Raw genomic sequence first — 26256 nt, forward strand, 5'->3', positions numbered from 1 at the left:
GGTATGACCCCGCTCTCCGTCCTCGACCTCTCCTTCGTCAGCGCCGAGTCCACCCCGGCCCAGGCGCTGCACGACACCCTGGCGCTCGCCCGCCACGTCGATGGCCTCGGCTACCGGCGCTACTGGCTGGCGGAGCATCATGCGCTGCCCAACGTGGCGAGCCCGGCCCCCGAGATCATGATCGGCCAGATCGCCGCCGCGACCCGAAATCTCCGGGTCGGCTCGGGCGGGATCATGCTGCCGAACCACGCGCCGCTGATGGTGGCCGAGCGCTTCCGGGTGTTGGAGGCGCTGTTTCCGGGCCGGATCGACCTCGGTCTCGGGCGCGCGCCCGGTACGGACGGCGTCACCGCGCGGGCTTTGCGCCGCCGCGAGGCGCCGGGGGAGGGCGGCAGCCAAGGGGGCGGGGACGACTTCCTCGACCGGCTGCAGGAATTGCTGTTCTGGGACGGCGGCTTCCCGGAGGGGCACCCGTTCGCACGGATCACGGCAAGCCCGGCCGGGGTTCCGCTGCCGCCGATCTTCCTGCTGGGCTCGTCCGATTACAGCGCCCGGCTCGCCGGCGAGATCGGCTGCGGGTTCGGCTTCGCGCAGCATTTCTCCGGGATGCCGGCCGAGGCGCCGATGCTGGAGTACCGCCGTGGGTTCCGCCCGACGCGGCTCGGCGCGACGCCCCACGCGATCCTGGCCGTCGCGGCGATCTGCGCGCCCACGGACGCCGAGGCCGAGCGGCTGGCCGCCAGCGCCCGCTTGGCGACCCTGCGGCGGGAGCGGGGCGAATACCGGCCGCTGCCGAGCCTCGGCGAGGCGCTGGCCTATCCGTATTCCGATGCCGAGCGGAGGCAGATCGAGCGCGGCCGCGATCGGCTGCACGTGGGCGGCCCCGAGACCCTGCGGGCGCACCTCGCCGACATGGTGGCGCGCACGCAGGCCGACGAACTGATGATCGTCTCGGCGATCCCCGACCAGGCGGCGCGGCACGATTCATACGCGCTGCTGGCGCAGGCTTGGGGGCTCGGCGCCGCCTCACAGGCGGCCTGACGGCGAAGAGTCCGGGTTTCCAAAGGGCTTCCGCCCTTTGGCGGGGTATCGGGGCAGGGCCCCGATGTAGGGCTTAGCCCGAGCCGATCAGGGCCCTGCCCTGAACCCGCAAAAGGCCTCGGCTTTTTGAAACCGGGATCTCAGCGCCCGAACAGGCGGCCGAGCCGGGCGAGGAAGCCGCCCCCGTCCGCGGGTTTCGCATCGGGCGTCACCGCCTTCGCAGTCTCCGCCTTCGGCGCCAGCACCAGCCCGAGGGCCGCCGTGTCGGTGGTCTCGCGGTCGATCAGGATCAGGCTGCCGGTCTCGCGGTTCTCGGCATAGGCATCCACCGCCACCGCCCGGTCGAAGCGGAGCGCCACGTCCGCGATATCGTTGGCCGACAGGCGCTCGGCCGGGCCGGGCTTGCCGGTCTCGGGGTCGATGCGCGAGACGATCCGCTCCACCGTCGCGGTGACCGTGGCGGTGCCGATCTTGGCGAACAGGCTGGCACCTGGGCTGAGATCGGTCTCGGCCGCCCAGAACAGGCGGGCGTCCAGGGTCTCGGTGACCCGCATCGGCGCGTCGGTGGCCACGATCACCTGACCGCGCGAGACGTCGATCTGATCGGCCAGCACCAGGGTGACCGACTCGTCCTCGCCGGCCTCGGGCAGGTCGCCGTCGGCGGTGTAGATCCGCGCCACCGTGGAGGTCCGGCCGGAGGGCTGGATCGTCACCGAATCGCCCGGGCGGACCCGGCCGCTGGCGATCCGGCCGCTATAGCCGCGGAACTCGGAATTCGGCCGGTTGACCCACTGCACCGCCATCCGGAACGGCGCGTTGAGCGCCTCCGCGTGGACCAGCACGGTCTCCAGGTAGTTCAGCAGCGTGCCGCCCGTGTACCAGGGCGCCGCAATGCCCGGATCCACGACGTTGTCGCCGTTCTTGGCCGAGAGCGGGATCGCCTTGACCTCGGAGAAGTTCAGACCCCGGGCGAAGTCCGAGAAGCCGGCCACGAGGCCGTCGAAGGTGCCCTGCGCCCAGCCGGCGAGATCCATCTTGTTCACCGCCAGCACCACCCGGCGGATCCCGAGATTCGACACCAGCAGCGCGTGGCGCCGGGTCTGGCGAGTCAGGCCCTGGCGGGCGTCAACGAGGATCACCGCTACGTCGGCCGTCGAGGCGCCGGTGGCCATGTTGCGGGTGTACTGCTCGTGGCCGGGGGTGTCGGCGACGATGAACGAGCGCTTGTCGGTGGAGAAGAACCGGTAGGCGACATCGATGGTGATGCCCTGCTCGCGCTCGGCCTGGAGGCCGTCCACCAGCAGCGCCAGATCCACCTCCTGCCCCTGCGTCCCGTGCTTGCGCGAATCGCGCTGGAGCGCCGAGATCTGGTCGTCGAAGATCTGCTTGGTGTCGTGCAGCAGCCGCCCGATCAGGGTCGACTTGCCGTCATCCACCGAGCCGCAGGCGATGAAGCGCAGCACCGCCTTGTGGCGGTGGGCCGTGAGGAAGGCCGCGTAGCCGGCGACGCGGTCGGCAAACGCCGTGGGAGCCTGGTGCACGGTCATCAGAAGTACCCCTCCTGCTTCTTGCGCTCCATGGCGCCGGCCCCGTCTTTGTCGATCACCCGGCCCTGGCGCTCCGAGGTGCGGGCGGCCAGCGTCTCGCCGATGATCTCGGGGAGCGAGGCGGCGTCGCTCTCGACCGCACCGGTCAGCGGGTAGCAGCCGAGCGTCCGGAAGCGGACGAGGCGCTGCTGCGGGGTCTCACCCGGCTCCAGCGGCAGACGGTCGTCGTCCACCATGATGAGCTGGCCGTCGCGCTCCACCACCGGCCGCTCCTTCGCGAAGTAGAGCGGTACGATCGGAATATTTTCCTGCTCGATGTAGAGCCAGATGTCGAGCTCGGTCCAGTTCGACAGCGGGAACACCCGCAGGGACTCGCCGCGCTTCTTCTTGAGATTGTAGAGATGCCAGGGCTCGGCGCGCTGGCGCTTCGGGTCCCAGCGGTGCTGCGCGGTGCGCAACGAGATGATCCGCTCCTTGGCGCGGCTCGCCTCCTCGTCGCGGCGGGCGCCGCCGAAGGCCGCATCGAACTTGTACTTGTCGAGCGCCTGCCGCAGCGCCTGCGTCTTCATCACGTCGGTATGGACCTCGGAGCCGTGGCTCACCGGGCCGACACCGCGGGCGAGCCCGTCCGGATTGGTGTGGATCAGGAGATCGAGGCCGAGTTCCTTCGCGCGGGCGTCGCGGAAGGCGATCATCTCGCGAAACTTCCACGTGGTGTCGACGTGGAGCAGCGGGAAGGGCAGCCGCCCGGGCGCGAAGGCCTTGAGGGCGAGATGCAGCAGGACCGAGGAATCCTTGCCGATCGAGTAGAGCATCACCGGGTTCTCGGTCTCGGCGACCGTCTCCCGGAAGATGTGGATGGCCTCGGCCTCCAGCCGCTTGAGATGGCTGAGGCGGTCGGCGGTCTGTGCGGGCGTGGGGGCGCTCGGCTGCACGGCGGCGGCGAGGGCGGCGCTCATCGGGCGAACTCCGGCTGGCGATGGGTCTCGGTCTGGACGGTCTCGAAGGCGGCAGGTTCGAGAACTGCAGGCTCTTGGCCCGGCTGCACCGACGCCGCATGGTGTGCGGCTTGGCGTCCGACATGCAGGCCGCATTCCTTCTTGTCTTCCTGCTCCCACCACCAGCGGCCGGCCCGCTCGGGCTCGCCGAGCTTCACGGCCCGGGTGCAGGGGGCGCAGCCGATCGACGGGAAGCCGCGATCGTGCAGGACGTTGTAGGGCACGACGTTGTCGCGCACGAAGCTGTCGATCTGCGCCCGCGACCAATCGGCCAGGGGGTTCAGCTTGATCAGGTCGCGCGCGGCATCGAACTCCGCGAGCGGCGTCTCGGCGCGGTTGGCCGACTGGCCGGCCCGCAATCCGGTGAGCCAGCCGCTCGCGCCTTCGAGCGCCCGGCCCAGCGGCTCGACCTTCCGGAAGCCGCAGCAGGCCTGCCGGGCGGCGACCGAGCGCCGGAAGCCGTTGATCCCCTCGTCCCGCACGAAATCCTCCGCCGCCGCGCGCTCCGGGGCGTAGGCGGTGATGCGGATCCCGTAGGCCGACTCGGTGTCCGCCCAGGTGTCGTAGGTCTCGGCGAAAAGGCGGCCAGTATCGAGGGTGACGATCTCGACGCGCCCCTTGGTGAGCCCGGTGGCGAGCTTGGCCATGGCCAGCGCGTGGGTCAGCGCCTGATCCTCGACGCCGAGGCTCGTGGTGAAGACGAGGCGGCCAGGGATCTCGGCGGCGATCAGGTGAAGCCGGCCTGGGAGGTCGAGCCCGGACAGCCGCGCCGCAAGGGCTTCGGCCATCTGTCGGTCCGGACGGGTCATCGGGGCATGTCCCGGGGTTCGTGTGGAGGAAACGGCGGGCACGAAACCGCACCCTGTTGTCGAAGCGACGAGATGTTCGCTATACCGAACGAAGTCAAGGCGCCTCGGCGTGCTTGCGGGACCTCAGGGCCGGCTCTGGCGTGCGGTTGCACACAGCTCTCCCCGAGTCCCAAAGGCGCTCGGGTGAAAAAATCTTCTTAACGGCCCCTGAGAGACCTTGTACCCGACGCGGGCAGCGCCGCGTGGACGGATCCGACGGAGACAGTCTTGGACGCGATCGACCTCAAGATTCTTGCCCTGCTGCAGACGGACGCGACGCTGTCCATCGCGGCGATCGGCGAGCGCGTTGGCCTGTCCCAGACCCCGTGCTGGAAGCGCATCCAGAAGCTGGAGGCCGACGGGGTGATCGACCGGCGGGTGGCGGTGCTCGATCCGGTGAAGCTCGGCCTCGGGCTGACGGTCTTCGTCTCGATCGAGACCGCGGACCATTCGCAGGACTGGCTGCAGCGCTTCGCCGCAACCGTCTCGGCCATGCCGGAGGTGCTCGAGTTCTACCGGATGGCCGGTGACGTGGATTACATGTTGCGCGTCGTGGTCGCCGACATGCAGGCCTATGACAGCTTCTACAAGCACCTGATCGCGGTGCTGCCACTCAAGAACGTCACCTCCCGGTTCGCCATGGAGAAGGTGAAATCCACCACGGCCCTGCCCCTGCCGGCGCCGCCGAAGAACGGGCGGCACCTGCCCGGGACCGGTCCGGTGCTCGCGGTTGTAGGAGAATGATCTTCTCTTCTCTCGCACCGCAGCGAACGTGATCTCCTAAACTCCACGCGTTCTGTAAAAAGAACGTCTCTCGATTGACACGGGCCGCGTTGGCCCCGACATGGTCCGGTAATGTCCCGCCAGAATCTCCTTCCGCGCACCGCCCCGTTCGGGGATGGCGAGCGCGCCAGCCTTGATGCGGTGCTCGGCGCCGCGAGCCCCACGCAGCGCGCGTGGCTGGCCGGGTTCCTCGCCGGGCTCGACGCCGCGGGCGGCCAGCCCGCCGCCGTCCCGGCCGCGCCGCCCAAGGCCGCCGCGCCGCTGACGGTGATCTACGCCAGCGAATCGGGGAATTCCGAGACGCTGGCCGGCACTATCGCGAAGCTCGCGCGCAAGCAGGGCTTCAAGCCGAAGGTGGTGGATTTCGCCGACCTCGACCTCGCGACCCTGCCCAAGGCCGGCAAGCTGATCGCCATCGCCGCCACCTGGGGCGAGGGCGAGCCGCCGGCCCGGGCCGTGCGGGCCTATGGCGAGCTGATGGGGGAGGGCGCCCCGCGCCTCGACGGCGTCGAGTTCGCGGTGCTGGCGCTCGGCGACACGTCGTACGTGGAGTTCTGCGCCATCGGGAAGGCGCTCGACGCGCGCTTCGAGGCCCTGGGCGGCAAGCGCGTCGCCGAGCGCGCCGACCTCGACCTCGACTTCGAGAAGCCCGCCGCCGACTGGATCAAGAGCACGCTCAAGGCGCTGGCCCCGGCGGACACGTCCGACAACGTCGTGGCGGTGGATTTCGCCCGCGCCGCGACCGGCGAGGACGACGAGGCCGAGCCGAGCCGCGAGCCCCTGGTGGTCGAGGTCGTCGAGCACGTGAACCTCAACTCCTCGCGCTCTGACAAGGAGACGATCCACCTCGCGCTCGCCTTCGAGGATGGCGCCCCGGCCTACGAGCCAGGCGATTCGCTGGAGCTCTTCCCCGAGAACGACCCGCAACTCGTGGACGAGATCCTCGACGCCGCCGGTCTCTCGGGAGACGAGGCCCTGCGCAACGCGCTGCTCGCCGAGCGGGACATCACGACCCTGTCGGCCGCCACGATCGAGCGCTTCGTCAAGGCCACCGGCCACACGGAGGCGCAGAAGCTGATCGACAGTGGCGAGGCCAAGGCCTGGATCGAGGGCCGGCACCTGATCGATCTGCTGGCGGCCTATCCGGCCAAGCTCACGCCCGAGCACGTGAACACGATCACCCGGCCGCTGCCGCCGCGGGCCTACTCGATCGCCTCCTCGCGCAAGGAGGTGGGCGACGAGGTCCACCTCGCCATCGTGGCGGTGCGCTACGAGACCCACGGCCGCGCCCGATCCGGCGTCGCCTCGGTCCACGTGGCCGACCGGATCCGCGACGGGGCGAAGCTGCGGGTGCGGCTGAAGCCGAACCGGCATTTCCGCCTGCCGCAGGATCCGGCCACCGACATCATCATGGTCGGCCCCGGCACCGGCGTCGCGCCGTTCCGCGCCTTCGTGCAGGAGCGCCGGGCGATCGAGGCGCCGGGACGGTCCTGGCTGTTCTTCGGCGACCGGCACTTCCTCCACGATTTCCTGTATCAGCTCGAATGGCAGGACGCCCTGGAGGACCGGTCGCTCACCAAGATCGACGTGGCTTTCTCCCGGGACCAGCCGGAGAAGATCTACGTGCAGGATCGGATCGTCCAGAACGCCAAGGAGCTGGTCTCCTGGCTGGACGGGGGTGCCCATTTCTACGTCTGCGGCGATGCCAAGAACATGGCCAAGGACGTGCGTGCCGCGGTGGTGAAGGCCTACGAGACCGTCAAATCCTCGAGCGCCGCCGAGGCCGAGGCACAGGTCGCGGCTTTGGAGCGCAGCCACCGCTACCAGCAGGACGTTTACTAACGGACCGGCCTTCCAAGGCCGCAGGATCGAGATTGCAGCGGAGCAGGACGGGGCGCGGGTCCCGACCCTGCCGTAGACCGGCACGCGTTCCGCTCGGCACCCACCCCTGACGCGAGGGGTGGGAGACGCGTTCAGACAGACGGATTTATCCCATGGACGACCACAGCCCCCGCGACACCGCCGAGACCCCGGTCGCCAGCTCGGCCTCCGCCCCGGCCAAGCGCGTCTACGAGACCCCGCCCACCGAGCGGCCGATCACCGAGGCGGACGCCGCCCGCGCGGCCCAGCTCGCGGCGAACGAGCACATCAAGATCGCCAGCGGCTATCTCCGCGGGACTCTCGCGGACGGGCTCCTGAAGCACGCCACCGGGGCGATCTCGGAGGATGACGGACAGCTCGTGAAGTTCCACGGGATGTACATGCAGGACGACCGCGACCTGCGCCCCGAGCGGACCAAGAAGAAGCTCGACAAGGCCTACAGCTTCATGATCCGCCTGCGCATCGCCGGCGGCGTCATCACCCCGAAGCAGTGGCTGGCGCTGGACCACATCGCGGTCACCTATGCGGGCAGCGCCCTGCGGGCGACGACGCGCCAGACCTTCCAGTATCACGGCGTGATCAAGGCGAACCTGAAGCGCACGATGGCGGCCATCGACGCGGCGCTCCTCGACACGATCGCGGCCTGCGGCGACGTCAACCGCAACGTCATGGCGGCGACCAACCCGGCCCAAGTCGGCGCCCACAAGGCCGCCTACCAGCTCGCCAAGGACATCTCCGACTCGCTGCTGCCGAAGACCAGCGCGTGGCGCGAGATCTGGCTCGACGGCGAGCGCGTGGTCGGCGGTGAGGACGCGGCCGAGATCGAGCCGGTCTACGGCCGGACCTACCTGCCGCGGAAGTTCAAGACCGTCATCGCGGTGCCGCCCTCCAACGAGGTTGACATCTTCGCTCACGATCTCGGCTTCATCGCGATCCTCGATAAGAAGAATCAGGTGACCGGCTGGAACGTCACGGTGGGCGGCGGCATGGGCATGACCCATGGCGAGCCCGACACCTTCCCGCGCACCGCCGACGTGATGGGCTTCGTGGCCCCCGAGGATGCCATCAAGGTCGCCGAGGCGGTGATGACCGTCCAGCGCGACTGGGGCAACCGCAAGAACCGCAAGAACGCCCGGCTCAAGTACACGATCGAGCGCTACGGCCTCGACGCCTTCCGGGCCGAGGTCGAGAAGCGGATCGGCAAGAAACTCGGCGCGCCGATGCCCTACACGTTCGCCAACAACGGCGACCGCTACGGCTGGGTCGCGGGCGATGACGGGCGCTTCCATCTCACCCTGTACGTGCCCTCGGGCCGGATCAAGGACATCGAGGACGGGCCGCAATTCCTCACGGGGCTGCGGCGCATCGCCGAGGTGCATCAGGGCGATTTCCGCCTCACCGGCAACCAGAACGTCATCATCGCCAACGTCCCGGCCGAGAAGCGGGCCGAGATCGACGCCCTGGTCGACGAATACGGGCTGACGCGCGGAGCGAGCGCGCTCCGGCGCAACTCGATGGCCTGCGTGGCGCTGCCGACCTGCGGCCTCGCCCTCGCCGAGAGCGAGCGCTACCTGCCGGACCTGATGACCGAGCTGGAGCAGAGCCTCGCGTCCCACGGGCTGGCCGAGGAGGAGATCACGATCCGCTCCACCGGTTGCCCGAACGGCTGCGCCCGGCCGTTCATCTCCGAGATCGGCCTCGTGGGCCGTGGTCCCGAGCGCTACCATCTCTATCTCGGCGCCGCCCACGACGGTTCGCGGCTCAGCAAGCTCTACAAGGAGGACGTGGCGGCCTCCGAGATCCGCGGCACCCTCGACCCGCTGTTTGCCGACTACGCGAAGGGCCGGCAGCCGGGCGAGCATTTCGGCGACTACCTGATCCGGGCCGGGCACGTGGCGCGGACCACCAACGGTCCGGATTTCCACAAGCGCACCGGCGCCCTGAAGCCGGCCACGCAGGGTTGATTCGAGCTGCATGGGCGGCCGGCGAGGCCGCCCATGCAGACGACCGGTCGCCACTCGGAAGATCGTGACGGCTCACCATCGGCCGATACGTTGTAGATGTAGATCCTCTGCGCCAATCCATTTTTCAGGCGCACAGGTCCAAAAATTTAAATTATTCCAATGTGATAATGTGGCTACTTCGCCACGTTTGCGAAGTTACAGCCGAATCCGCGCATCGATCTCAGCGCACACATTGAAAAATCACAGCCCTTCCTCTCAAGGATCCCTGTGCCCTGGCGGTGCGAATCTTCTTGAGAGCGATTATAAACGATGTCCGGGCACGGCAGGCGCAGCCTTCGAAGCATTTCAAACACCCGCAACAACAGTCTATCACTCTACACAGCGCTGACGACATCCCTGCTTGTCATCTCGACGATTTCGGCTCGCGCGGAGGTTACCAGTACAGCCGATGAGGTTTCGCTCTCGGAGCTGAGCGTCACCGGTACCGGCCCTGCGGTGGAGCGGGCGGACGGCCCAGTGATCGGCTACCGCGCCACGCGCTCGGCCACCGCGACCAAGACCGACACGCCCGTGCGCGACTCGCCGCAATCGATCAACATCGTCCCCCGGCAGGTCATTACCGATCAGCAGGATCTGCGCCTGACGGATGCCGTCACCAATGTCAGCAACGTCACGCCCGGCAGCACCGTGCAGGGTCGCTCGCAGAACTACGTCATTCGCGGTTTCGCCACGCAGCTCTTCGCTGTCGACGGCATCCTGACCAATCCGGCGATCAACTTCTATCCGGTGGAACGCGACCTTGCGAACGCCGAACGGGTCGAGGTGATCAAGGGACCGGCTTCCGTGCTGTTCGGCCGGGGTGATCCGGGCGGTGTCGTCAACATCGTGACCCGCAGGCCAACCCTGGAGCCGACCGCGGATGCGAGCGTCCAAGGTGGCAGCTTCGGCTTCCGGCGGTTTCAGGGCTCGGTCTCGAGCGCGATCCCGTCTATCGATGGACTCGCCGCACGCCTCAGCTTCGCCGCGCAGGAGGATCCGACCTTCCGCAATATCGGCGACAACACCAATCGGCGCGTCTTCATTGCGCCGGCCTTAAGCTGGACGCCGAGCGCCGACACCCGAGTCTACATCAACGCAGAAGCCACCAGCCAGCGCACCCAGTACGACGAGGGGCTCATTGCCTTTCGCGGCCGCGTGCCGCTGGACAACATCCGCCGATATTACGGTGAGCCGTCCTCGCGCTATTATGGCGAGTTCAACGGGATCACGATGCGAGCTGAGCACGATGTCAATGAAAATTTGACATTGCGGCAAGTGATCAATGGGCAGTGGGGTGCGTTCAATCTGTTCGCGGCCCGCGCCACCGGCGTCAATAATGCCGGCACGCAGGTCACCAGGCGCGACACCTCGGTCGATTCGCATTTTGCTGCCCTGGATACGCAGACCGAAGCGATCCTGAAGTTCGACACGTTCGGCTTCTCCCACACCGCCCTGGCGGGGTTCGAGTACACCAACGGCTTCCGCCACCCCTATTCCCAGCAAGGCTCCTACACTCCGGTCAGCTTCTTCAACCCGGTCTTCGGCGGCACGCCAGGAGCGCTCTCGCTCCAGCAAGACCTGAAGCAGAGGCTCGAGCTGTTCGGGTTCTACCTGCAGGACCAGATCGCCCTTACGCCTGAGCTGCAGCTCGTGCTCGGCGCCCGGTTCGATCTCGGCAGCCAATATTATTTCGCCCGGGTGCCCGCTTCGCAGACCCAGCCCCCCGAGCAGAACCTGTTCGGCGCCTCGCCACGCGTCGGCCTGATCTATCGCCCGTTCGAGCCGCTGACCCTCTATGCCAGCTATGCCACATCCTTCGCGCCGCAGACCGCGAACGTGCTCAACGTCGTCAACCCAACACCCGAGACCGGCGAGCAAGTTGAGGTCGGAACCCGCATCGACATCAGCCCCGACCTGACTTTGAGCGCGGCCGCCTTCCGGATCACCCGGGATAACGTCGCCGGCAACGACCCCGTCAATACCGGCTTCTCGGTGATCACCGGCCAGCAACGTTCGGAGGGTGTCGAGGCGGACCTGGCCGGCGAGATCCTTCCAGGCTGGAGGGTTATCGGCGGCGTCGGCTATCTCGACGCGCGGATCACCAAGGACAGGGTCTTTGCGATCGGCAACCGCCTCGTGGGTGCGCCAGCCTTCAGCGGCAGCGTGTGGACCACCTACGACTTCCAGGCCGGCTTCCTGCGCGGTCTCGGACTCGGCATCGGCATCACCCATGTCGGCCAACGCTTCGGCGACCTCAACAACAGCTACAAAGTCGGGGCGTACAATCGCGTTGATGCGGCCGTGTACTACGACATCGACGCGCATTACCGTTTCTCAGTCAACATCCGGAATCTGACGAACACGCGCTACATCGAGCAGCCGTTCAACCAATTCAACAACGCCCCCGGCGCGCCCTTTACGTTGCTGGCGACGATCACGGCACGGCTGTGAGCCGGGCGCGGCGGGTCCGCGGCCTTCTCGCCGGGGCCGGCCTCGCGGCGCTGACGCTCACCGCGTCCGCGGCCGAGCAGTCCTGGTCGGTGCTGATCGTGGTCAAGCCGGACAACCCGCGGGTCGCGACCGACCGGCTGATCGCAGCCCATCTCGAGGGGCGCGGCTATCGGCTCACCCGATAACCTTCGATCTGAGGTTTCCGAAGGGCTGAAGCCCGACAGCGGGCTCTGCCCGCACCCGCAAAAGGTCGAAGACCTTTTGAAACCCTGATGTTCGAGCACCTGGCGGGTGCCTCAGCGGCTCGCCTCGCGGAGGGCAGGGGGCGCCGTCCGCGGTTTCGCCGGCCGCCGCTGCGCCGCCGCGCGGCGACGCAGGACGTAGAGGGTCAGGCCCGTCGCCGCGAAGCCCGGCAGGGCCAGCGCCGCGAGGCAGAACAGCAGGGCGAACAGGTCGCCGAAGAAGCGGCCGCGATGGACCTCCAGGATGTTGTCCATGAGGCGCCGGCCCAGCGGCAGGTCGGCGGCGCCCTCGGTCGCCAGAAGCAGACCGGTGGCGGCATCGTAGCGAGCCTCGTTGCGGGCGCTCAGGTCATCGACACCCTTCGGCAGCCAGCGGATCCGGATCGCCCTCGCGTCGGGGCTCGGCAGGGTCAGCAGAGTGGTGCCCGCCTCACGCCCCTCGCCGGCCCGGAAGGCCGCCCAGGCGCGGTCGACGGCCGCGGGCCCGGATGCGTCGGCCGGCGCCTCGGCGGCGGCCCTGCGGCCGGCGGCGCGCATCGGCTTTGCCGTCTCCCGCTCGCCCACCAGAAGCCCCGTGGCGGCATCCTTGAAGGATGGGTAGGACCACGTCAGCCCCGTCAACGCCATCACGAGGTAGACCGGTATCAGCCATGTCCCCGCCACGGCGTGCAGCGACCACCAGCGCGGCCGGCCGGGCCGGGACAGGCTCGGCTTCAGCCAGATCCGCCAGCGATGGACCTTGGGCCAGCGCAGGTAGAGGCCGGTCCCCAGAAAGACGAGGAGCGCCAGCACGCAGGCGCCCGTGATGGTCCGGCCCCAGCCCTTGGAGCCGCCGGGCAGGAGCAGCCAGCGGTGCAGGTCCCGCACCGTGGTGAACACCCCCTCCAGCCGCACCGGGCCGAGCACGGCGCCGTCGTAGGGGTCGGCATAGACCGCAGGTGGCCGCGCGCGGGTCGCGGGATCCCGGGCGAAGCGGACATGGACGCTCGCCGCCGGATCGTCCGCCAGGGTGAGGATGTTCACCTTCAGGCCGGCCTGGGCCTCGATTCGCGCCACGAGGGCCGAGGGGGCGAGCGCCGGCCGGTCACCGGCGGTCACCGTGAGCCGGTCGTGGTTGGCGAAGGCGGTGACCGCCTCCTCGTAGCTCATCAGCGCCCCGGTCAGGCCCATCAGCGCCAGCACGAGGCCAGCCGTGAGGCCAAGCGCCCAGTGCAGGCGGAACAGGACGGTCCGGAGGGAGGGAATCAGGCGCGGCATGGCAATGCCGGCTGCCTACCAGAAACCGGCCACGCTGACGACGGCGCGGGGCGCATGCCCGGCGGCCGAGGCGGCGCCCGTCAGGTGATCGGCGCGGGGTTGAACAGGGTCAGGTCGTTGAACAGGCCCCACTGGTCGGACCAGGGGCGCTTGCGCCCGCTCGCCACGTCGAGGATCAGGTGGAACAGCTCCCAGCCGACCTCCTCGATCGTCGCCTCGCCGGTGGCGATCCGGCCGGCATCGAGGTCGATCAGATCGGACCAGCGCTCGGCGAGTTCCGTGCGGGTGGCGACCTTGATCACCGGCGCCTGAGCGAGGCCGTAGGGCGTGCCGCGGCCGGTCGAGAAGACCTGCAGGGTGATCCCGGAGGCGAGCTGCAGCGTGCCGCAGACGAAGTCGCTCGCCGGGGTCGCGGCGAAGATCAGGCCTTTTTCGCGTACGCGCTCGCCCGGTGCGAGCACGCCGGAGATCGCGCTGGTGCCGGATTTGGCGACCGAGCCCAGGGCCTTCTCGACGATGTTGTTGAGGCCGCCCTTCTTGTTGCCGGGCGACGGGTTGGCGCGGCGGTCGGCCTCGCCCTTGGCCAGATAGGCGTCGTACCACGCCATCTCGCGGATCAGGGCCTCGGCGATCTCGGGGGTCTTGGCCCGCGGGGTGAGGAGGTGAATCGCGTCGCGCACCTCCGTCACCTCCGAGAACATCACGGTGGCGCCGCAGCGGACCAGCAGATCGGCCGCGAAGCCGAGCGCCGGGTTGGCGGTCACCCCCGAGAAGGCATCGCTGCCGCCGCATTGCAGGCCGACCACGAGGTCCGAGGCCGGGCAGGTCTCTCGGGCCCTGCGGTTCAGCACCTCCAGGCGGGCCTCGGCCATCGCCAGGATGCTGTCGATCATCGCCGAGAAGCCGCGGTGGCGCTCGTCCTGAAGGCGCACCACCCCGTCGCCGGCCGCGCCGCCATCCGGCAGCAGGCGCTCCGAGACGAGCTTCTCGCAGCCGAGGCCGACGACCATGACCTCGCCGCCGAAATTCGGGTTCTGCGCGAGGCTCTGCAGCGTCCGGATCGGCACCACCGCCTCGGGGGCGTTGATGGCGACGCCGCAGCCATAGGCGTGGGTCAGGCCGACCACTTCGTCGACATTGGGGTAGCGCGGCAGCAGCTCCTGCTTGATCCGGCGGATCGCCACGTCGAGGGTGCCGGCGACGCATTGCACGCTGATCGAGATCGCCAGGATGTTCTTGGTGCCGACCGACCCGTCCGGGTTGCGGTAGCCCGCGAAGGTGTAGCCCTCCAGCGGGGGCAGGGGGGCCGGCACCCGGGTGGCGAGTTCCAGAGCGTCGAGGGCGGGGGCGACCGGCGTCGCGACGCAGGATTCCTCGACCCAGCCGCCCCGGGGGATCGGTTGCGTCGCGATGCCCACCACCTCGCCGTAGCGGCGGACCTCGCCGCCCTCCGGGATGTCTGTGAGCGCCACCTTGTGGCCCTGCGGCACGAACGCGACGAGTTCCAGCCCGTCCGGAAACACCGTGCCGGCCGGCAGCCCGAAGGCGTTGACCACGATGGCGACGTTGTCGCGGTCGCTCAGGCGGATCGTGCGCGGCACGTCGCCGGCGCCGTGAGGACGGGTCGGAGCTTCGATCTCGGCCTGCATCGGAAATCCCCTCAGGTCGCGGAGCGGAAGCGCCCGGCCAGCGCCTCGGCGTTGCGGGCGAGCAGGCCCAGATCCGAGCCCACCGCGGTGAAGCGGGTGCCGGCCGCGATGTAGCGCTTGGCCAGCTCCTCCCTCGGGGTGAGGATGCCGGCGTGCTTGCCGGCTTTCACGATCCGGGCGACGGCTTCCTCGATGGTGCGGACCACCTCCGGGTGGCCCTGCTGGCCGAGATAGCCGAGGCTGGTGGAGAGGTCGCCGGGCCCGATGAACACGCCGTCCACGCCCTCTACGGCGGCGATCGCGTCCAGATTGTCCAGCGCGCGGCGCGACTCGACCTGAACGATCACGTAGATCTCGGACTCACAGCGTTTGTGGTAGTCCGGCACGCGGCCGAACCGGGCGGCCCGGGGCGCCTGCGAGAAGCCGCGGATACCCCGGGGGGCGTAGCGGGTCGCCGCGACCACCCGCTCGGCCTGCGCGGCATCGTCGATGTTGGGGATCATCAGCGACTGCGCGCCCGCATCCAGGATGCGCTTGATGGTGATGGGATCGTCGCTCGGCACCCGCACCACCGGGTGGGTGGCGTTCTCCATCATCGCCTGAAGCTGGACGTAGATATCCCGCAGGTCGTTGGCCGAGTGCTCCATATCGAGCAGCAGCCAGTCGAACCCGGCCCCGGCGACGATCTCGGTCGAGATCGGGCTCGCGAGGCTGCACCACAGGCCGATCTGCTGGCGGTCCTCCCGGAGGGCGGCCTTGAAGCGGTTGGTGAGGCTGTCCATCGCGAGTCCTTCCCTGCGGCTCCGGGCGTCTGCGCGCCGTCCGCGCCATCACGCGCAGCCTTTGACCGGGAGGTCAAAGCCAAAGACTGGATCGACCGATGCGCGTCCTGCATCGATCGGCTCGCCTCAGCGGGACGGCAGGTTCGACAGGATCGCGCGCAGTTGCGCGATCAGCGGATCGTCCGCCCCGCGCCGCCAAGCCAGGTGCAGCTCGACCGGCCACGGGGCGGGCAGCGCGAGCGGGCGGAACACCACGCCCTCGAACCGCAGGTGCTCGGCCGCGGCCGGGACCAGGGCGATCCCCAAAGCGGCTCGGACCAGGGCCAGGATCGCGTGGATCTGCGTGAGCTGCTGCACGATCCGGGGCTGGATTCCCGCCTCGGTGAGCAGCCCGAGGACGAGGTCGTGGAAGTAACGGGCCTCGTTCGGCGCATAGGCGATCAACGGCTCGCCGCCGAGGTCGCCGGGCACGAGGCGGTCGCGCCCGGCCAGGGGATTGCCCGCGGGCAGCGCGACCACGAGGGGTTCGGCGAGCGCCTGGACGGCCTGCAGGTCCGGATGCGTCACGGGCGGGCGCACCAGGGCCGCGTCGAGGCTGCCGGCGCGCAGGGCCTCGACCTGATCCTGACTCACCATCTCGCGCAGCGACAGCGTGACGTCCGGCAGCGCCCGCCGGAGCGCGATGACGAGGCGCGGCAGGAAATCGTACGCCGAGGCCGCCGTGAAGCCGAGCTTCAGGATGCCGCCGCGCCCCGCCGCGACCTGCCGGGTCACGTGAGTCGCGCTCTCGGCGAGCCGCAGGATCCGCTGGGCCTCGGGCAGGAAGCTGCGCCCGGCCGCGGTCAGCCGGACGGAGCGGCTGGTGCGCTCCAGGAGCTGCACGTCGAGGATGCGCTCCAGCACCTGGATCTGCCGCGACAGGGGCGGCTGCGTCATGTTCAGCCGGGCGGCCGCGCGCCCGAAGTGCAACTCCTCCGCGACCGCCGCGAAGCACCGGAGCTGGCTGAAGTCGAACATGGGGGCTCCCAGGCGTGCCGCGGGGGACCATAAGGGATCGCGCCGGAAACCCGAACGCTCCCTCAAAGACCTGAAGCCGATCATCTTTTCCGGATGCTGGCGGCGGCCGTCGAAGATGGGCCTCGGGTGCGTCCGCAGCCGACCCGCGCCAGCCTGTCACGCCGCCGCGGGGCCGGCCTCTACGGGGTCAGCTCGTTGCCGGCGTAGTCGATCTTGCCGTCCGGGCCCTTCTTCCACGCGTACACGACATAGTCGGGCCGGGTGATGTCGCCCTTCGTGTCGTAGGCGATCGGGCCGACAACGGTATCGATCGTCTTGCCCTGGTGCAGCCATTCGGCGAGCGTCTTGCCGTCGCTGGAGTTGGTCTCCGCCATGGCCCGCGCCAGGACCTGCACGGCCGCGTAGCCGTAGAGCGTATAGGCGTCGGGATCGATGCCCCGGGCGTTGAACGCCGCCACGGTGGCCTGGGCGCCCGGGTTCCTGCGCGGATCCGGCGCGAAGGTCATCAGCGTCCCGTCCGCGCCGGGGCCGGCGATCTGCACGAATTCCTTGGGGGCGAGGCCGTCGCCGCCCGCCAGCAATGCGTTGAGGCCCTGGCCGCGCATCTGCCGCACGATCAGGCCGGCTTCGATGTGGTAGCCGCCGTAATAGACGACATCGACACCTGCGGATTTCAGCCTGGAGACGAGCGCCGAATAGTCCTTCTCGCCCGGGTTGATACCCTCGTACAGCACGGGTTTGACGCCGTTGGCCTTCAGGGCGGTCTGCGTCTCCTCGGCCAAGCCCTTCCCGTAGGGCGACTTGTCGTGGACGAGGGCGATTTTCTTGTCCTTGAAGTGCTCCCCGAGGTAGGCGCCCGCCACCTTGCCCTGCTGGTCGTCGCGGCCGCAGGTGCGGAAGGTGTTCCAATGGCCGCGCTCGGTGAACTTCACGCTCGTGGAGGCCGGGGTGACCTGGATGATGCCGGCATCGAGGTAGACGTCCGAGGCCGGGATCGACACGCCGGAGCTGAACGATCCGACGACCATCGTCACGCCCGCGCTGGCGAGCTTGTTGGCCACCGAGACGCCCTGCTTCGGATCGGACGCGTCGTCGCCGATCACCGGTTCCAGCGGGCGCCCCTTGATCCCGCCGGCCTTGTTGATGTCCTCGATCGCCTGCGCGGCGCCGGTCCGGACCTGCGCACCGAAGGCCGCATAGGAACCCGTGAGTCCCAGGGCGATACCGATCTTCCCCGGCGCACCAGTCCCTTGAGCCAGGGATCCGGTCACGGCAGACAGGACGACGAGACCGGACAGCAGCAATCGCCTCATATCACCCCCGGCAGAGAAGACGACACGGGACGCGGAACCTGTCGGCGAAGGATATCCGGGCCCGACGCCATCATACAGCGTACGTCATCCTGAAGCGCAGGGCATTCAACGTCAAGAATTCTTGACTATACTTCCAGTTGTGTATTTCCATACTCGCACGCGCGGCGATAAGAGCTCGTCCTTGCCGGCTTGAGAGGATCGCCGCAGCCGATCCAATGTCAGGAGGAATGCCGCCCGCCAGCGAGGGCCCGCAGGGCCGGGCGCGGGGCGATGCCCGAGCGTTCATCCGGGGGAGCCGGGGCCTTATTCGATCCGCGCGCTCCGGATTCTATCCGCGCACTCCAAGGGCAGACAAACGGAAGCCGCCCCCGATCGTTGCGCGATCGGGGGCGGCTTCCCAGCCGGACCATCATGGATTCGTCCTGCGGTCCCGGGGGCGATCCGTCCGGAGCCGGCGCGATCGGCGCTCGATCAGCAGCTCAGCCGCCGGCCTTCCTTGCGCCCGAAGACGCGCCAATGCGCGGCGCCGGATTCCATCTGACCGTTCGCGATGGCGCGCCGGACATCCGGGTTGCAGCGGAGATACTCGCGCTCGTCGAACCCGTAGGCGGCCCGCCCGCCGCGATCATCGTCCCGGTCGCGGTAGCCGCGGTCCCGGTCATCGTAGTCGCGGTCCCGATAGCCACGGTCGCGGTAGCCGTAACCGTCATCATAGGGGCGGGGCTGCGCGGTGACCGGGCCAACCACGCCCAGAATGCCGATGCTCACCGCAGCCGCCGTCAGAAGCGCCTTCATCGTTTTAATCCTCCCCATCCTCAAATCGGTCGGCTGAAACGCACCGCGCCGGGAATGGTTCGAGCGTCTTGACCGTAGAGGCAGCGACGTCCCGCCCCCATCGTGGCCGCCGCGGACAGGCCGTCGACCCGGTCCGCGGCGGGTCGGACTTTACATCCGGTGCATCATGCGGTGGCGCATGTCGCGACGCATCATGCGGCGCTCCATCCGATGGCGCATCATCCGATGCTCCATGCGATGCTCCATACGACGGCGCATCATGTGGCGCTCCATCCGGTCCATCTGAACGGTGCTGACCATGTCGGCGGGCGCGGCAACGGCCCCGGGGGCGATCGGCGCGGCCGAGGCCGGCACCGCGACGGCGCTGCCCAGAACGGCGATCAGGGCGGCGGTAATGATCGAACGACGCACGGAAGCATCCTTTCTCGCCGCCCCGGAGGGGACGGACATCCTTTGTGGCGCCGTCGCGGGAGCAGAATATCCCGAGGCACCGCCCAGGAAGCCGCGGACCGACAGGATGGTTCCACGGCCGGATCCGGATCGCCGTTCGCGCGTCCGGGGCCGGTGATGCCGACTTGCATCAGGGATCGCCGACTTCGCCAAGCTCCGCATCCCAACCCGGAACACAGGAACGGCGAGGATTGGAATTTTCCTCGAAGAACCCAGCCTTAGATTACTACATCTATTCTAATTCCAATTATTTTACGGATATAATTTGGTACATATGACTTATACTTTCCAGAAACCGACGTCATATTTGATCGAAAAGATGACTTTTCAAATCAAGTTTTCCATCGTAGGTCGCGAGACACGCGCCAAGACCGACGCATGACCAATGGACCATGCGTTACTGGCAATATATTGCATTCGATAAACGAATCCACAACAATCGCCGCGCGATTAAGTCTGCGCACGATTGGAGGCTCTACAATGCATCGCACCGTCGGTTCGGGACTCCTCCTCATCCTGCTGTCGCAGACTGCGCTGGCCGCGGATCTCCCGCGTGCTTCGCAGCCGGATCTCGTCCTGGCGCCGCACTTCACGTGGTCGGGCGCTTATGGCGGCCTGTTCGCCGGGTACGGTGCGCTCGGCGGCGCCGCGCGCTTCATCTGCACGGATCAGGCCGGTCGAGCGGGTGGCGACTGCCCGATCCTCCCGTCGCGGTCAGCCACGGATGGGAGCTTCATCGGGGGCGGTGAGATCGGCTACAACTGGCAGGCGCCCGTCGGCCTCGTGGCCGGTGCCGCCGCGGATCACCAGTTCACCCGGCTGTGGGGCTACCGCCGACAGCAGGGCGACTTCTCGACCGCCGGGGGCTTCCCCATCCCGGACAGCGTCGCCAATTTCGGTCAGCGGCTGGACGACCTGACGACGGTCCGGGGTAAGCTCGGCTTCGCCATCGACCGGACCTTCGTCTACGCGACCGCCGGCTTGGCCGTCGGCAACGTCCGGATCGACAACAACCTGTCCCTGGTCTTGCGCGATGGCCTGAGGCTGCCGCCCGTGGCCACGTTCGACGGTCGCGGCGGTGCGGTGCGCCTCGGCTACGTGGTCGGCGCCGGCATCGAGCATGCCTTGGGTGCGCGCCTCTCCGCGAAGGTCGAGGGTCTGTATTACGATCTCGGCTCCCGGGCGGTCGTGCCCGGGCAGACGGCCGGAGACTTGCCCGGCTATCGCGCCGGCACCCGCGTCACGACGGACGGCTTCCTGGCCCGGGCCGGCCTGAACTACCGGTTCGGAGCCGCGCCCGATCTGCCGCCGACAGCAGCCGACGGACTCGCCGGCCCCGTAACCTGGACGCTCGAGGGCGGGCTGCGCTACTTCTTCAGCTCCGGCAGCCCCCGCGAGACGCTGAACGACAACTACCGACCGACGCAGGTGAATTCCCGGTTGATCTACGGCGGTTCGCAGGCCCATGCCGGCGAGAGCTTCGCCCGGCTCGACCACAATCCCACCGGCCTGTTCGTCAAGGGCTTCCTCGGGACGGGCGGCGTCACGGACGGCCGCCTCTCGGACGAGGATTTCCCGCCCGCTCTCAATCCGTATTCCAAGACGATCTCGACGATCAAGGACGGCGACATCAGCTATGGCGCGGTCGATTTCGGTTACGATCTGCTGCACCGGGACGGTTTCAAGCTCGGGGGCTTCTTCGGCTACCAGTCTTTCTCAGAGCTGTACAACGGGTACGGCTGCCGGCAGATCGCCGAGAGCCCGGGCTGCGTCCCCTCATACCCGGCCAACCTCAAAAGCCTCGGCGAGACCATGCAGTGGAACGCCCTGCGCGTCGGCGTGATCGGCGAGGCGCGGTTCGATCGCGTCCGGTTGAGCCTGGAGGGCGCCTACCTGCCGGTCGTGGCCGTGGACGGCGTCGATCGCCACTGGCTCCGGCCATCGATCAACCCGGGGCCCGAAGGGGGCCGGGGCGACGGCTATTTCCTGGAGGGCATCGTCTCCTACGACCTGACGCCCGCTGTCAGCGTCGGCGTCGGCGGGCGCTACTGGCGGATGCAGGCCGACAAGGCGCAGACGACGTTCCCGTTTTCGCCGCCGAGCCCGATCAGGTTCGAGACCAACCGCTACGGCGGCTTCGTGCAGCTCTCCTACAGGCTGGCTGATTTCGGTCTCGGCGAAGCGGGCGCCCAGCCGGCCCTGATCCGCAAGGATTGAGGCGCGCGACACAGGCTGTCTGCCGTACAGGATGGGCAGCCCCCGGCCCGAGGAGACGACGATGCCGTTCCGACACCCATCGCGGCGGCCCGCCCTGCGGCGCGCCGCGGGACGCGCCGTCCGACTCGCGGCCGGCCTCGGGCTCGGCCTGATCCCGGGCCTCGCCCCCGCCCGGGCGCAGGCCGTCCCCGAGACCATTGTGGCGTGGCACTGCTACCGCAACGGCGCGGCTACGGTGCTGGCGACCGAGAAGACCGACTCGGTCGGCAGCAAGCTCCTGGTGCGCAAGCCCACGGCCGATCTCAAGACCGACTGCGCCGTTGAGCAGCGGCCGAGCGACCGCGTGCTCGGCGTCGACGACACCACGGACGAAGGGTCGTACACCTACATCGCCCTCGCCAAGGCGTTCCTGATCCTCGACAACGGGACGGGGCCGGACCGGGGGCTCGTGATCTACGCGGTTCCAGCGGGCCGCAAGCGCCTCGCTGTCGGCTACTCGGTCGCGGGATCCTGCGAACCGACCTCCGGGTGCCAGAGCGACGATTTCCGGATCGACGACACCGGCCTCACCTTCTGGCGGCAGATCGACGAGAAGCCCACGCCCAAGAATTGCCGGGGCTATGCGGGCTTCATGAAGACCACCGGCTCGGCCGCGCTCGAGGAGCGGTCGGTGTTCCGTTTTGCGAGCGGCACGGTCGAGGGCAGCGGCACGAAGCGGTGCACGGCCCGGCAGTAGCGCGTGTCCGGGGCCGCGCCCGATCGCGGCGCGATCGTCCGGCGCGGATGCCGCAGGGAGCTGGCAAGGAATCCGCAACTATCGGGTGAGAAAGCTGCGGCCCAACAGCACCGTCGGTGCGTTGGGGCGCGGTTCGCGCCGGTCGAACGGATCCGCCGGCGCAGATGCACACAGACGCGCCGCCACCGGACTCTGACGGCCCACAGGCCACGCGCGGACCGGAGCCCTGGGACGCCGCCGCCGGATTCGGCCAGTGGCGCCTGGACCCGCGCACGCGCCGCGTCACCCGCTCGGCCGGGCTCGCGCGCCTTCTCGGGGTGCCAGAGAGCCGCGATCTCGCGTTCGAGGACCATTTCGCCAGCTATCATCCGGATGACCGCCCCGCCGTGATCGCGCGGGTCGAGGAAATCCTGTCCGGAGACCGGCCGGCGGTTCCCTATCAGGTGCGAACCCGCATCGTGCGTCCGGACGGGACCGTCCTCGACGCGATCATCCAGGGCGTGCCCGAATGCGGGCCCGACGGCGCGCTCGTCGCCCTGCACGGCATGCTCCTCGACGTGAGCGACCTCGTCCGGTCCGAGCGGCGCGCCCACGAGACCGACCGGCTCCTGCACGGGACGCTGGACAGCATGGACCAGGGCCTTGTGGTGCTCGACGCCGCGCAGCGGGTCCGCGTGTTCAACCGCAGCGCCGCGGACCTGCTCGACCTGCCGGGCGACGTGCTGCGCGTCGGCGTCGCCTTCCCGGATATCCACGCCTACCAGCGCGCCCGGGGCGACTTCGCGGCGGCGGAATCCGGTCTGCGGCTCGGGCTCGCCGGCCGCGATTTGGGGGCGCTCCCGCCGCTGTTCGACTGGCGCCTGCCCACCGGGATCACCCTGGAGGTGCGCCGCTCGGCCCTGGCCGATGGCGGCGCGGTCCTGACCTTCACCGACGTGACGCAGCACCGGATCGCCGAGCAGGCGATGGAGGAGAGCGAGCGCCGCTACCGGCTGCTCACCGAGAACAGCACCGACATCGTGATCTGGTCGGACCTCAGCACCTGCCGCCGCTACGTCTCGCCCGCCATGCGCGCCGTCCTGGGCTACGATCCGGAGGATCTGGTCGGCACGCAGCCCCTCGACTTCGTCCATCCCGACGACGTGGCGGCCTACCGCGCCGTCCTCGATGACCTCACCGGCGGCCGCACCGAACAGGCCCTGACCTGCCAGCGCTACCGGCACCGGGACGGAACGTGGGTCTGGCTCGAGATCTCCTTCAGCCTGACCCACGATCGGGCGACCGGGGCGGCCGATGGCTACGTCGCGACCCTGCGGGACGTGAGCGGCCGCAAGGCCGCCGAGGATGCGCTCCGCCTGAGCGAGGCGCGCTACCGGGCGCTCGCGGACGCGCTGCCGCAGCTCGTCTGGATCGCCAGCACCGAGACCGGGGAGGCGACCTACGTCAACCGGCGCTTCGAGGATTACTACGGCCCGATCGGGCCGTCCCGGGCCGCACGCCTGGCCTGCAACCATCCCGAGGATGCGGAGCGGATGGAGCAGCTGTGGCGCAATGCGCGCGCGCAGCGGACCGGCTACGAGGTCGAGGGGCGGATGCGGCGGCACGACGGCGCCTATCGCTGGCACAAGGTCGTGGTCCTGCCGATCTGGCAGGGCGAGGCGATGGTCGGGATGCTCGGCACCGCCCTGGACATCGACGAGATCGTGACGGCCCGGCGCGCCGTCGAGGAGGCGAGCGGCCTGCTGCGCCTCGCCCAGCAGGCCGCCAAGGCGGGCACGTGGCACCTCGACCTCGACAGCGGCCGGATCACGTGGTCCGTCGAGAGCGCGCGCCTGCACGGGATCGAGACCGATCGGGAGTACGAACTCGACGCGCAGACTTGGCTGACCCTGATCGACCGGCAGGACGGCGCCCGCGCCCTGGAGGCCGCCGCGGCGGCCGCCGAAACGGGCGAGACGTTCTCGATCGAGTTCCGGGTCCCGGATCCGAAGGGCGGCGTGCGCTGGATCAACGGCGTCGGGCGCGCCGCCCCCGGACCGGACGGGCGCGCGCGGCGGGTCATCGGCCTCAACCTCGACGTGACCGCCCGGAAGGTCGCCGAGGCGGACCTCCTCGCCGCGAAGGCCGTGGCGGACGCGGCGCGGCTGGAGGCCGAGCGCGCGAGCGCGGCCAAGAGCGAGTTCCTGGCCGCGATGAGCCACGAGATCCGCACACCGCTGAACGGTGTGATCGGCTATGCCGACCTGCTCCTCGACGAGACCGATCTCGGGCCGGCGGCGCGCCGGCATGCCGACCGCATCCGCACCGCCGGGGCGGCGCTCCTGACGGTGGTCAACGACGTGCTCGACTTCTCGAAGGTCGAGGCCGGGCAGATCGAGATCGTGCCCCGGCCGTTCGCCCTCGAAGCGCTCATCGACAACGCGGTCTCGATCGTGCGCCCCTCGGCCGAGCGCAAGGGCCTCACCCTCGCCGTCACCTGCGGGTCGGACCTGCCGGACTGGGTCGAGGGCGACGAGGACCGCCTGCGTCAGGTTCTGCTCAACCTGCTCACCAACGCGGTGAAGTTCACCGCGGCGGGACGCATCGGTCTGACGATCCTGACCGGCCTGCACAGCCTGCGCTTCGAGATCCACGATACCGGGATCGGCATCCCGGCGGACAAGTGCGACCGCCTGTTCCGGCGGTTCTCGCAGGTCGACGGCTCGATCAGCCGCGAATACGGCGGAACCGGGCTGGGCCTCGCCATCTCGAAGTCGCTCGTGGAGCTGATGGGCGGAACGATCGGCGTCGCGAGTGCGGTGGGGTGCGGCTCGATCTTCTGGTTCGAGGCGGTTTTGCCCGCGGCAATGCCGGCAGCCCCGGTCGCGGCGGCCTCTGCCGCGACCGTCCGCGCGACCGGCAAGCGCCTGCTGCTGGCCGAGGACGTGCCGCTGAACCAGGATCTCGCCCGGACGATCCTCGAACGGGCGGGGCACGCGGTGGACGTGGTGGGCGACGGGGTCGACGCGGTCGCCGCCGTCCAGGCCCGGACCTACGACCTCGTGCTCATGGACGTGCAGATGCCCGTGATGGACGGGATCGCGGCGACCCGGCGGATCCGCGCGCTGGGCGCCCCGCGGGGCCGGCTGCCGATCGTGGCGATGACCGCGAACGTCCTGCCGGAGCAGGTGGCCGAATTGCGCGCCGCCGGCCTCGACGACCATGTCGGCAAGCCGTTCCGGGTCCAGACCCTGCTCGCCGTGATCGACCGCTGGACCGGCGCGCCTGGGGAGCCGGAGCGCCCCGCCGGCACGATCGACCACGCCGTCCTCAACGAGATGACCGAAATGGTCGGCCGCGCGCGGATGAACGACCTGCTGGCGATGCTGGCGAAGGAACTCACCCAGCGATTCGGGGCGGCCGCGCCGGAGGCGAGCCGCGACCGGCTCATGCTCGACGCCCACGCGATGGTGTCGGCGGCCAGCATGGTGGGCTTCGCCGGTCTCGCCGAGACCTGCCGGGCGGTCGAGGCCGCCTGCCGGACGGGGGCGGATGTCGCGCCGATGCTCGGCACGCTCCGGGCCCGCACGGCGGTCACGCTCGCCGAGATCGAGGCCCTGCGGGCGGCCTGAAGGCCGGGGGCGGCCTGAAGCCGGCCGGACCGGCGCCTACGCGGGCGACAGCGGCACGTGCTGGACGGCGCGGATCCGGCGGCGGTGGTGGGGGTGCCGGCGCCACTTCAGCACGGCATAGCGCAGCCGGCTGTAATAGGCGTAGAGGCGCGACCGGTGCTGGCGCCGGTGAGCGAGATGGATGCGGGCGGACCGCGCCGGGGCGGCGACGCGGCTCGCCAGGGCTGTCGGCGCCACGGCGGCGGGCCTCGCGTTCAGGACGGCGACCGGATCCACGTAGTTCACCCGGCGCACGGCCGAGGCACTGCTATAGATCGCGCTCGGCGCCCCGCCGCAGCCCACGCAGAGGGACCCGTTGAGGCGGCTCCAGAGGCGCTGCTCCCGCTCCAGGACATGCCGGTCCTTCACGTCCGACAATTCGACCGGCGACCGCAGCAGCGTCGCGCGGCTTCCGAAATTCGGCTTCTTGAGGATGAGGCCGAGATCGTCGGGCACCTCCAGCATCGGCAGCCGAACCTGCTTCGGCTTCGCATGGACCGGGACCGGGAGGACGACCATCGACGCCAGCAGGGACAGCACTGCGGATTTGAGCGCGAAACGGCGCATCCTGGTCTCCGGTCTGCGTGGACCTCTTC

At 69.4% G+C, this 26256-nt stretch carries 20 protein-coding genes; 9 read left to right on the forward strand and 11 right to left on the reverse strand.

Annotated features, from left to right (window positions below):
• Window positions 1–3: 3 nt before the first annotated feature.
• Window positions 4–1041, forward strand: coding sequence for an LLM class flavin-dependent oxidoreductase (locus MKK63_RS12420; protein WP_244002075.1), 1038 nt, complete (start codon window positions 4–6; stop codon window positions 1039–1041).
• A gap of 140 nt (window positions 1042–1181) precedes the next feature.
• Here the strand turns inward: MKK63_RS12420 and cysN are convergent, their stop codons facing one another.
• From cysN to MKK63_RS12435, 3 genes are read right to left on the reverse strand one after another with little or no spacing between them, the layout of a single operon-like run.
• The gene (gene cysN / locus MKK63_RS12425) at window positions 1182–2588 is read right to left on the reverse strand and encodes a sulfate adenylyltransferase subunit CysN (protein ID WP_244002077.1); all 1407 of its coding nucleotides are present in this window, start codon (window positions 2586–2588) and stop codon (window positions 1182–1184) included.
• A complete protein-coding gene (cysD, locus tag MKK63_RS12430) occupies window positions 2588–3547 on the reverse strand; it encodes a sulfate adenylyltransferase subunit CysD (protein WP_244002079.1) in 960 nt (319 codons plus the stop codon). The genes cysN and cysD overlap by 1 nt, the downstream gene beginning before the upstream one ends.
• Window positions 3544–4395: a phosphoadenylyl-sulfate reductase gene (locus tag MKK63_RS12435; protein WP_244002081.1), complete on the reverse strand. Its 852-nt coding sequence runs from the start codon at window positions 4393–4395 to the stop codon at window positions 3544–3546. The genes cysD and MKK63_RS12435 overlap by 4 nt, the downstream gene beginning before the upstream one ends.
• Window positions 4396–4662: 267 nt before the next feature.
• Between MKK63_RS12435 and MKK63_RS12440 the strand changes: the two genes are divergently transcribed.
• The 5 genes from MKK63_RS12440 (at window position 4663) to MKK63_RS12460 (ending at window position 11737) form a co-directional block, all read left to right on the forward strand.
• Entirely contained in the window at window positions 4663–5178 is a 516-nt protein-coding gene (locus tag MKK63_RS12440; RefSeq protein WP_161393443.1) for an Lrp/AsnC family transcriptional regulator, read from the forward strand.
• 111 nt (window positions 5179–5289) lie between these two features.
• Window positions 5290–7059, forward strand: coding sequence for a sulfite reductase flavoprotein subunit alpha (locus tag MKK63_RS12445; protein WP_244002082.1), 1770 nt, complete (start codon window positions 5290–5292; stop codon window positions 7057–7059).
• A 152-nt stretch (window positions 7060–7211) separates the two neighbouring features.
• Window positions 7212–9062 carry an NADPH-dependent assimilatory sulfite reductase hemoprotein subunit gene (locus MKK63_RS12450; protein ID WP_244002084.1) on the forward strand — a complete coding sequence of 617 codons (1851 nt, stop codon included), beginning with the start codon at window positions 7212–7214 and terminating at the stop codon, window positions 9060–9062.
• A 309-nt stretch (window positions 9063–9371) separates the two neighbouring features.
• Window positions 9372–11552, forward strand: coding sequence for a TonB-dependent siderophore receptor (locus tag MKK63_RS12455; protein ID WP_244002086.1), 2181 nt, complete (start codon window positions 9372–9374; stop codon window positions 11550–11552).
• Window positions 11549–11737: a hypothetical protein gene (locus MKK63_RS12460; protein WP_244002088.1), complete on the forward strand. Its 189-nt coding sequence runs from the start codon at window positions 11549–11551 to the stop codon at window positions 11735–11737. The genes MKK63_RS12455 and MKK63_RS12460 overlap by 4 nt, the downstream gene beginning before the upstream one ends.
• A gap of 111 nt (window positions 11738–11848) precedes the next feature.
• Here MKK63_RS12460 and MKK63_RS12465 read toward each other — a convergent pair whose 3' ends face one another.
• From MKK63_RS12465 to MKK63_RS12495, 7 genes are all read right to left on the reverse strand, one after another.
• Entirely contained in the window at window positions 11849–13051 is a 1203-nt protein-coding gene (locus tag MKK63_RS12465) for a PepSY-associated TM helix domain-containing protein (protein WP_244002089.1), read from the reverse strand.
• 80 nt (window positions 13052–13131) lie between these two features.
• The gene (garD, locus tag MKK63_RS12470) at window positions 13132–14700 is read right to left on the reverse strand and encodes a galactarate dehydratase (protein WP_244002092.1); all 1569 of its coding nucleotides are present in this window, start codon (window positions 14698–14700) and stop codon (window positions 13132–13134) included.
• 11 nt (window positions 14701–14711) lie between these two features.
• Window positions 14712–15482, reverse strand: coding sequence for an HpcH/HpaI aldolase family protein (locus tag MKK63_RS12475; protein ID WP_244002094.1), 771 nt, complete (start codon window positions 15480–15482; stop codon window positions 14712–14714).
• Between the two features lie 126 nt (window positions 15483–15608).
• A complete protein-coding gene (locus MKK63_RS12480) occupies window positions 15609–16499 on the reverse strand; it encodes a LysR substrate-binding domain-containing protein (protein WP_244002096.1) in 891 nt (296 codons plus the stop codon).
• A 179-nt stretch (window positions 16500–16678) separates the two neighbouring features.
• Window positions 16679–17812, reverse strand: a complete 1134-nt coding sequence (locus MKK63_RS12485) for a branched-chain amino acid ABC transporter substrate-binding protein (protein WP_244002098.1) — start codon at window positions 17810–17812, stop codon at window positions 16679–16681.
• A gap of 471 nt (window positions 17813–18283) precedes the next feature.
• On the reverse strand, window positions 18284–18607 hold the full coding sequence (locus tag MKK63_RS12490; RefSeq protein WP_244002100.1) for a hypothetical protein: 324 nt from the start codon (window positions 18605–18607) through the stop codon (window positions 18284–18286).
• A gap of 150 nt (window positions 18608–18757) precedes the next feature.
• Window positions 18758–19018 (reverse strand): hypothetical protein, encoded by a 261-nt coding sequence (locus MKK63_RS12495; RefSeq protein WP_244002102.1) that lies wholly within the window; start codon window positions 19016–19018, stop codon window positions 18758–18760.
• 519 nt (window positions 19019–19537) lie between these two features.
• On the opposite strand from MKK63_RS12495, the gene MKK63_RS12500 reads away from it, so the two are divergent.
• The 3 genes from MKK63_RS12500 (at window position 19538) to MKK63_RS12510 (ending at window position 25621) form a co-directional block, all read left to right on the forward strand.
• On the forward strand, window positions 19538–21274 hold the full coding sequence (locus MKK63_RS12500; RefSeq protein ID WP_244002104.1) for an outer membrane beta-barrel protein: 1737 nt from the start codon (window positions 19538–19540) through the stop codon (window positions 21272–21274).
• A 61-nt stretch (window positions 21275–21335) separates the two neighbouring features.
• Window positions 21336–22010: a hypothetical protein gene (locus tag MKK63_RS12505; RefSeq protein ID WP_244002106.1), complete on the forward strand. Its 675-nt coding sequence runs from the start codon at window positions 21336–21338 to the stop codon at window positions 22008–22010.
• A 164-nt stretch (window positions 22011–22174) separates the two neighbouring features.
• Window positions 22175–25621, forward strand: a complete 3447-nt coding sequence (locus tag MKK63_RS12510; protein ID WP_244002108.1) for a PAS domain S-box protein — start codon at window positions 22175–22177, stop codon at window positions 25619–25621.
• A gap of 36 nt (window positions 25622–25657) precedes the next feature.
• On the opposite strand, the gene MKK63_RS31695 is transcribed toward MKK63_RS12510, so the two are convergent.
• Window positions 25658–26227: a hypothetical protein gene (locus MKK63_RS31695; RefSeq protein ID WP_267426190.1), complete on the reverse strand. Its 570-nt coding sequence runs from the start codon at window positions 26225–26227 to the stop codon at window positions 25658–25660.
• Window positions 26228–26256: the final 29 nt, after the last annotated feature.

The organism is Methylobacterium sp. J-088 (assembly GCF_022829295.1).
Taxonomy (GTDB): domain Bacteria; phylum Pseudomonadota; class Alphaproteobacteria; order Rhizobiales; family Beijerinckiaceae; genus Methylobacterium.

What these genes read in the sequence shown, in the direction of transcription:
- MKK63_RS12455 (WP_244002086.1), top strand. Translation starts at nt 9,372, where the DNA reads ATGTCCGGGCACGGCAGGCGCAGCCTTCGAAGCATTTCAAACACCCGC.
- MKK63_RS12435 (WP_244002081.1), bottom strand. Translation starts at nt 4,395, where the DNA reads ATGACCCGTCCGGACCGACAGATGGCCGAAGCCCTTGCGGCGCGGCTG.
- cysD (WP_244002079.1), bottom strand. Translation starts at nt 3,547, where the DNA reads ATGAGCGCCGCCCTCGCCGCCGCCGTGCAGCCGAGCGCCCCCACGCCC.
- garD (WP_244002092.1), bottom strand. Translation starts at nt 14,700, where the DNA reads ATGCAGGCCGAGATCGAAGCTCCGACCCGTCCTCACGGCGCCGGCGAC.
- MKK63_RS12490 (WP_244002100.1), bottom strand. Translation starts at nt 18,607, where the DNA reads ATGAAGGCGCTTCTGACGGCGGCTGCGGTGAGCATCGGCATTCTGGGC.
- MKK63_RS12480 (WP_244002096.1), bottom strand. Translation starts at nt 16,499, where the DNA reads ATGTTCGACTTCAGCCAGCTCCGGTGCTTCGCGGCGGTCGCGGAGGAG.
- cysN (WP_244002077.1), bottom strand. Translation starts at nt 2,588, where the DNA reads ATGACCGTGCACCAGGCTCCCACGGCGTTTGCCGACCGCGTCGCCGGC.
- MKK63_RS12475 (WP_244002094.1), bottom strand. Translation starts at nt 15,482, where the DNA reads ATGGACAGCCTCACCAACCGCTTCAAGGCCGCCCTCCGGGAGGACCGC.
- MKK63_RS12420 (WP_244002075.1), top strand. Translation starts at nt 4, where the DNA reads ATGACCCCGCTCTCCGTCCTCGACCTCTCCTTCGTCAGCGCCGAGTCC.
- MKK63_RS12445 (WP_244002082.1), top strand. Translation starts at nt 5,290, where the DNA reads ATGTCCCGCCAGAATCTCCTTCCGCGCACCGCCCCGTTCGGGGATGGC.
- MKK63_RS12450 (WP_244002084.1), top strand. Translation starts at nt 7,212, where the DNA reads ATGGACGACCACAGCCCCCGCGACACCGCCGAGACCCCGGTCGCCAGC.
- MKK63_RS31695 (WP_267426190.1), bottom strand. Translation starts at nt 26,227, where the DNA reads ATGCGCCGTTTCGCGCTCAAATCCGCAGTGCTGTCCCTGCTGGCGTCG.
- MKK63_RS12485 (WP_244002098.1), bottom strand. Translation starts at nt 17,812, where the DNA reads ATGAGGCGATTGCTGCTGTCCGGTCTCGTCGTCCTGTCTGCCGTGACC.
- MKK63_RS12505 (WP_244002106.1), top strand. Translation starts at nt 21,336, where the DNA reads ATGCCGTTCCGACACCCATCGCGGCGGCCCGCCCTGCGGCGCGCCGCG.
- MKK63_RS12510 (WP_244002108.1), top strand. Translation starts at nt 22,175, where the DNA reads ATGCACACAGACGCGCCGCCACCGGACTCTGACGGCCCACAGGCCACG.
- MKK63_RS12465 (WP_244002089.1), bottom strand. Translation starts at nt 13,051, where the DNA reads ATGCCGCGCCTGATTCCCTCCCTCCGGACCGTCCTGTTCCGCCTGCAC.
- MKK63_RS12500 (WP_244002104.1), top strand. Translation starts at nt 19,538, where the DNA reads ATGCATCGCACCGTCGGTTCGGGACTCCTCCTCATCCTGCTGTCGCAG.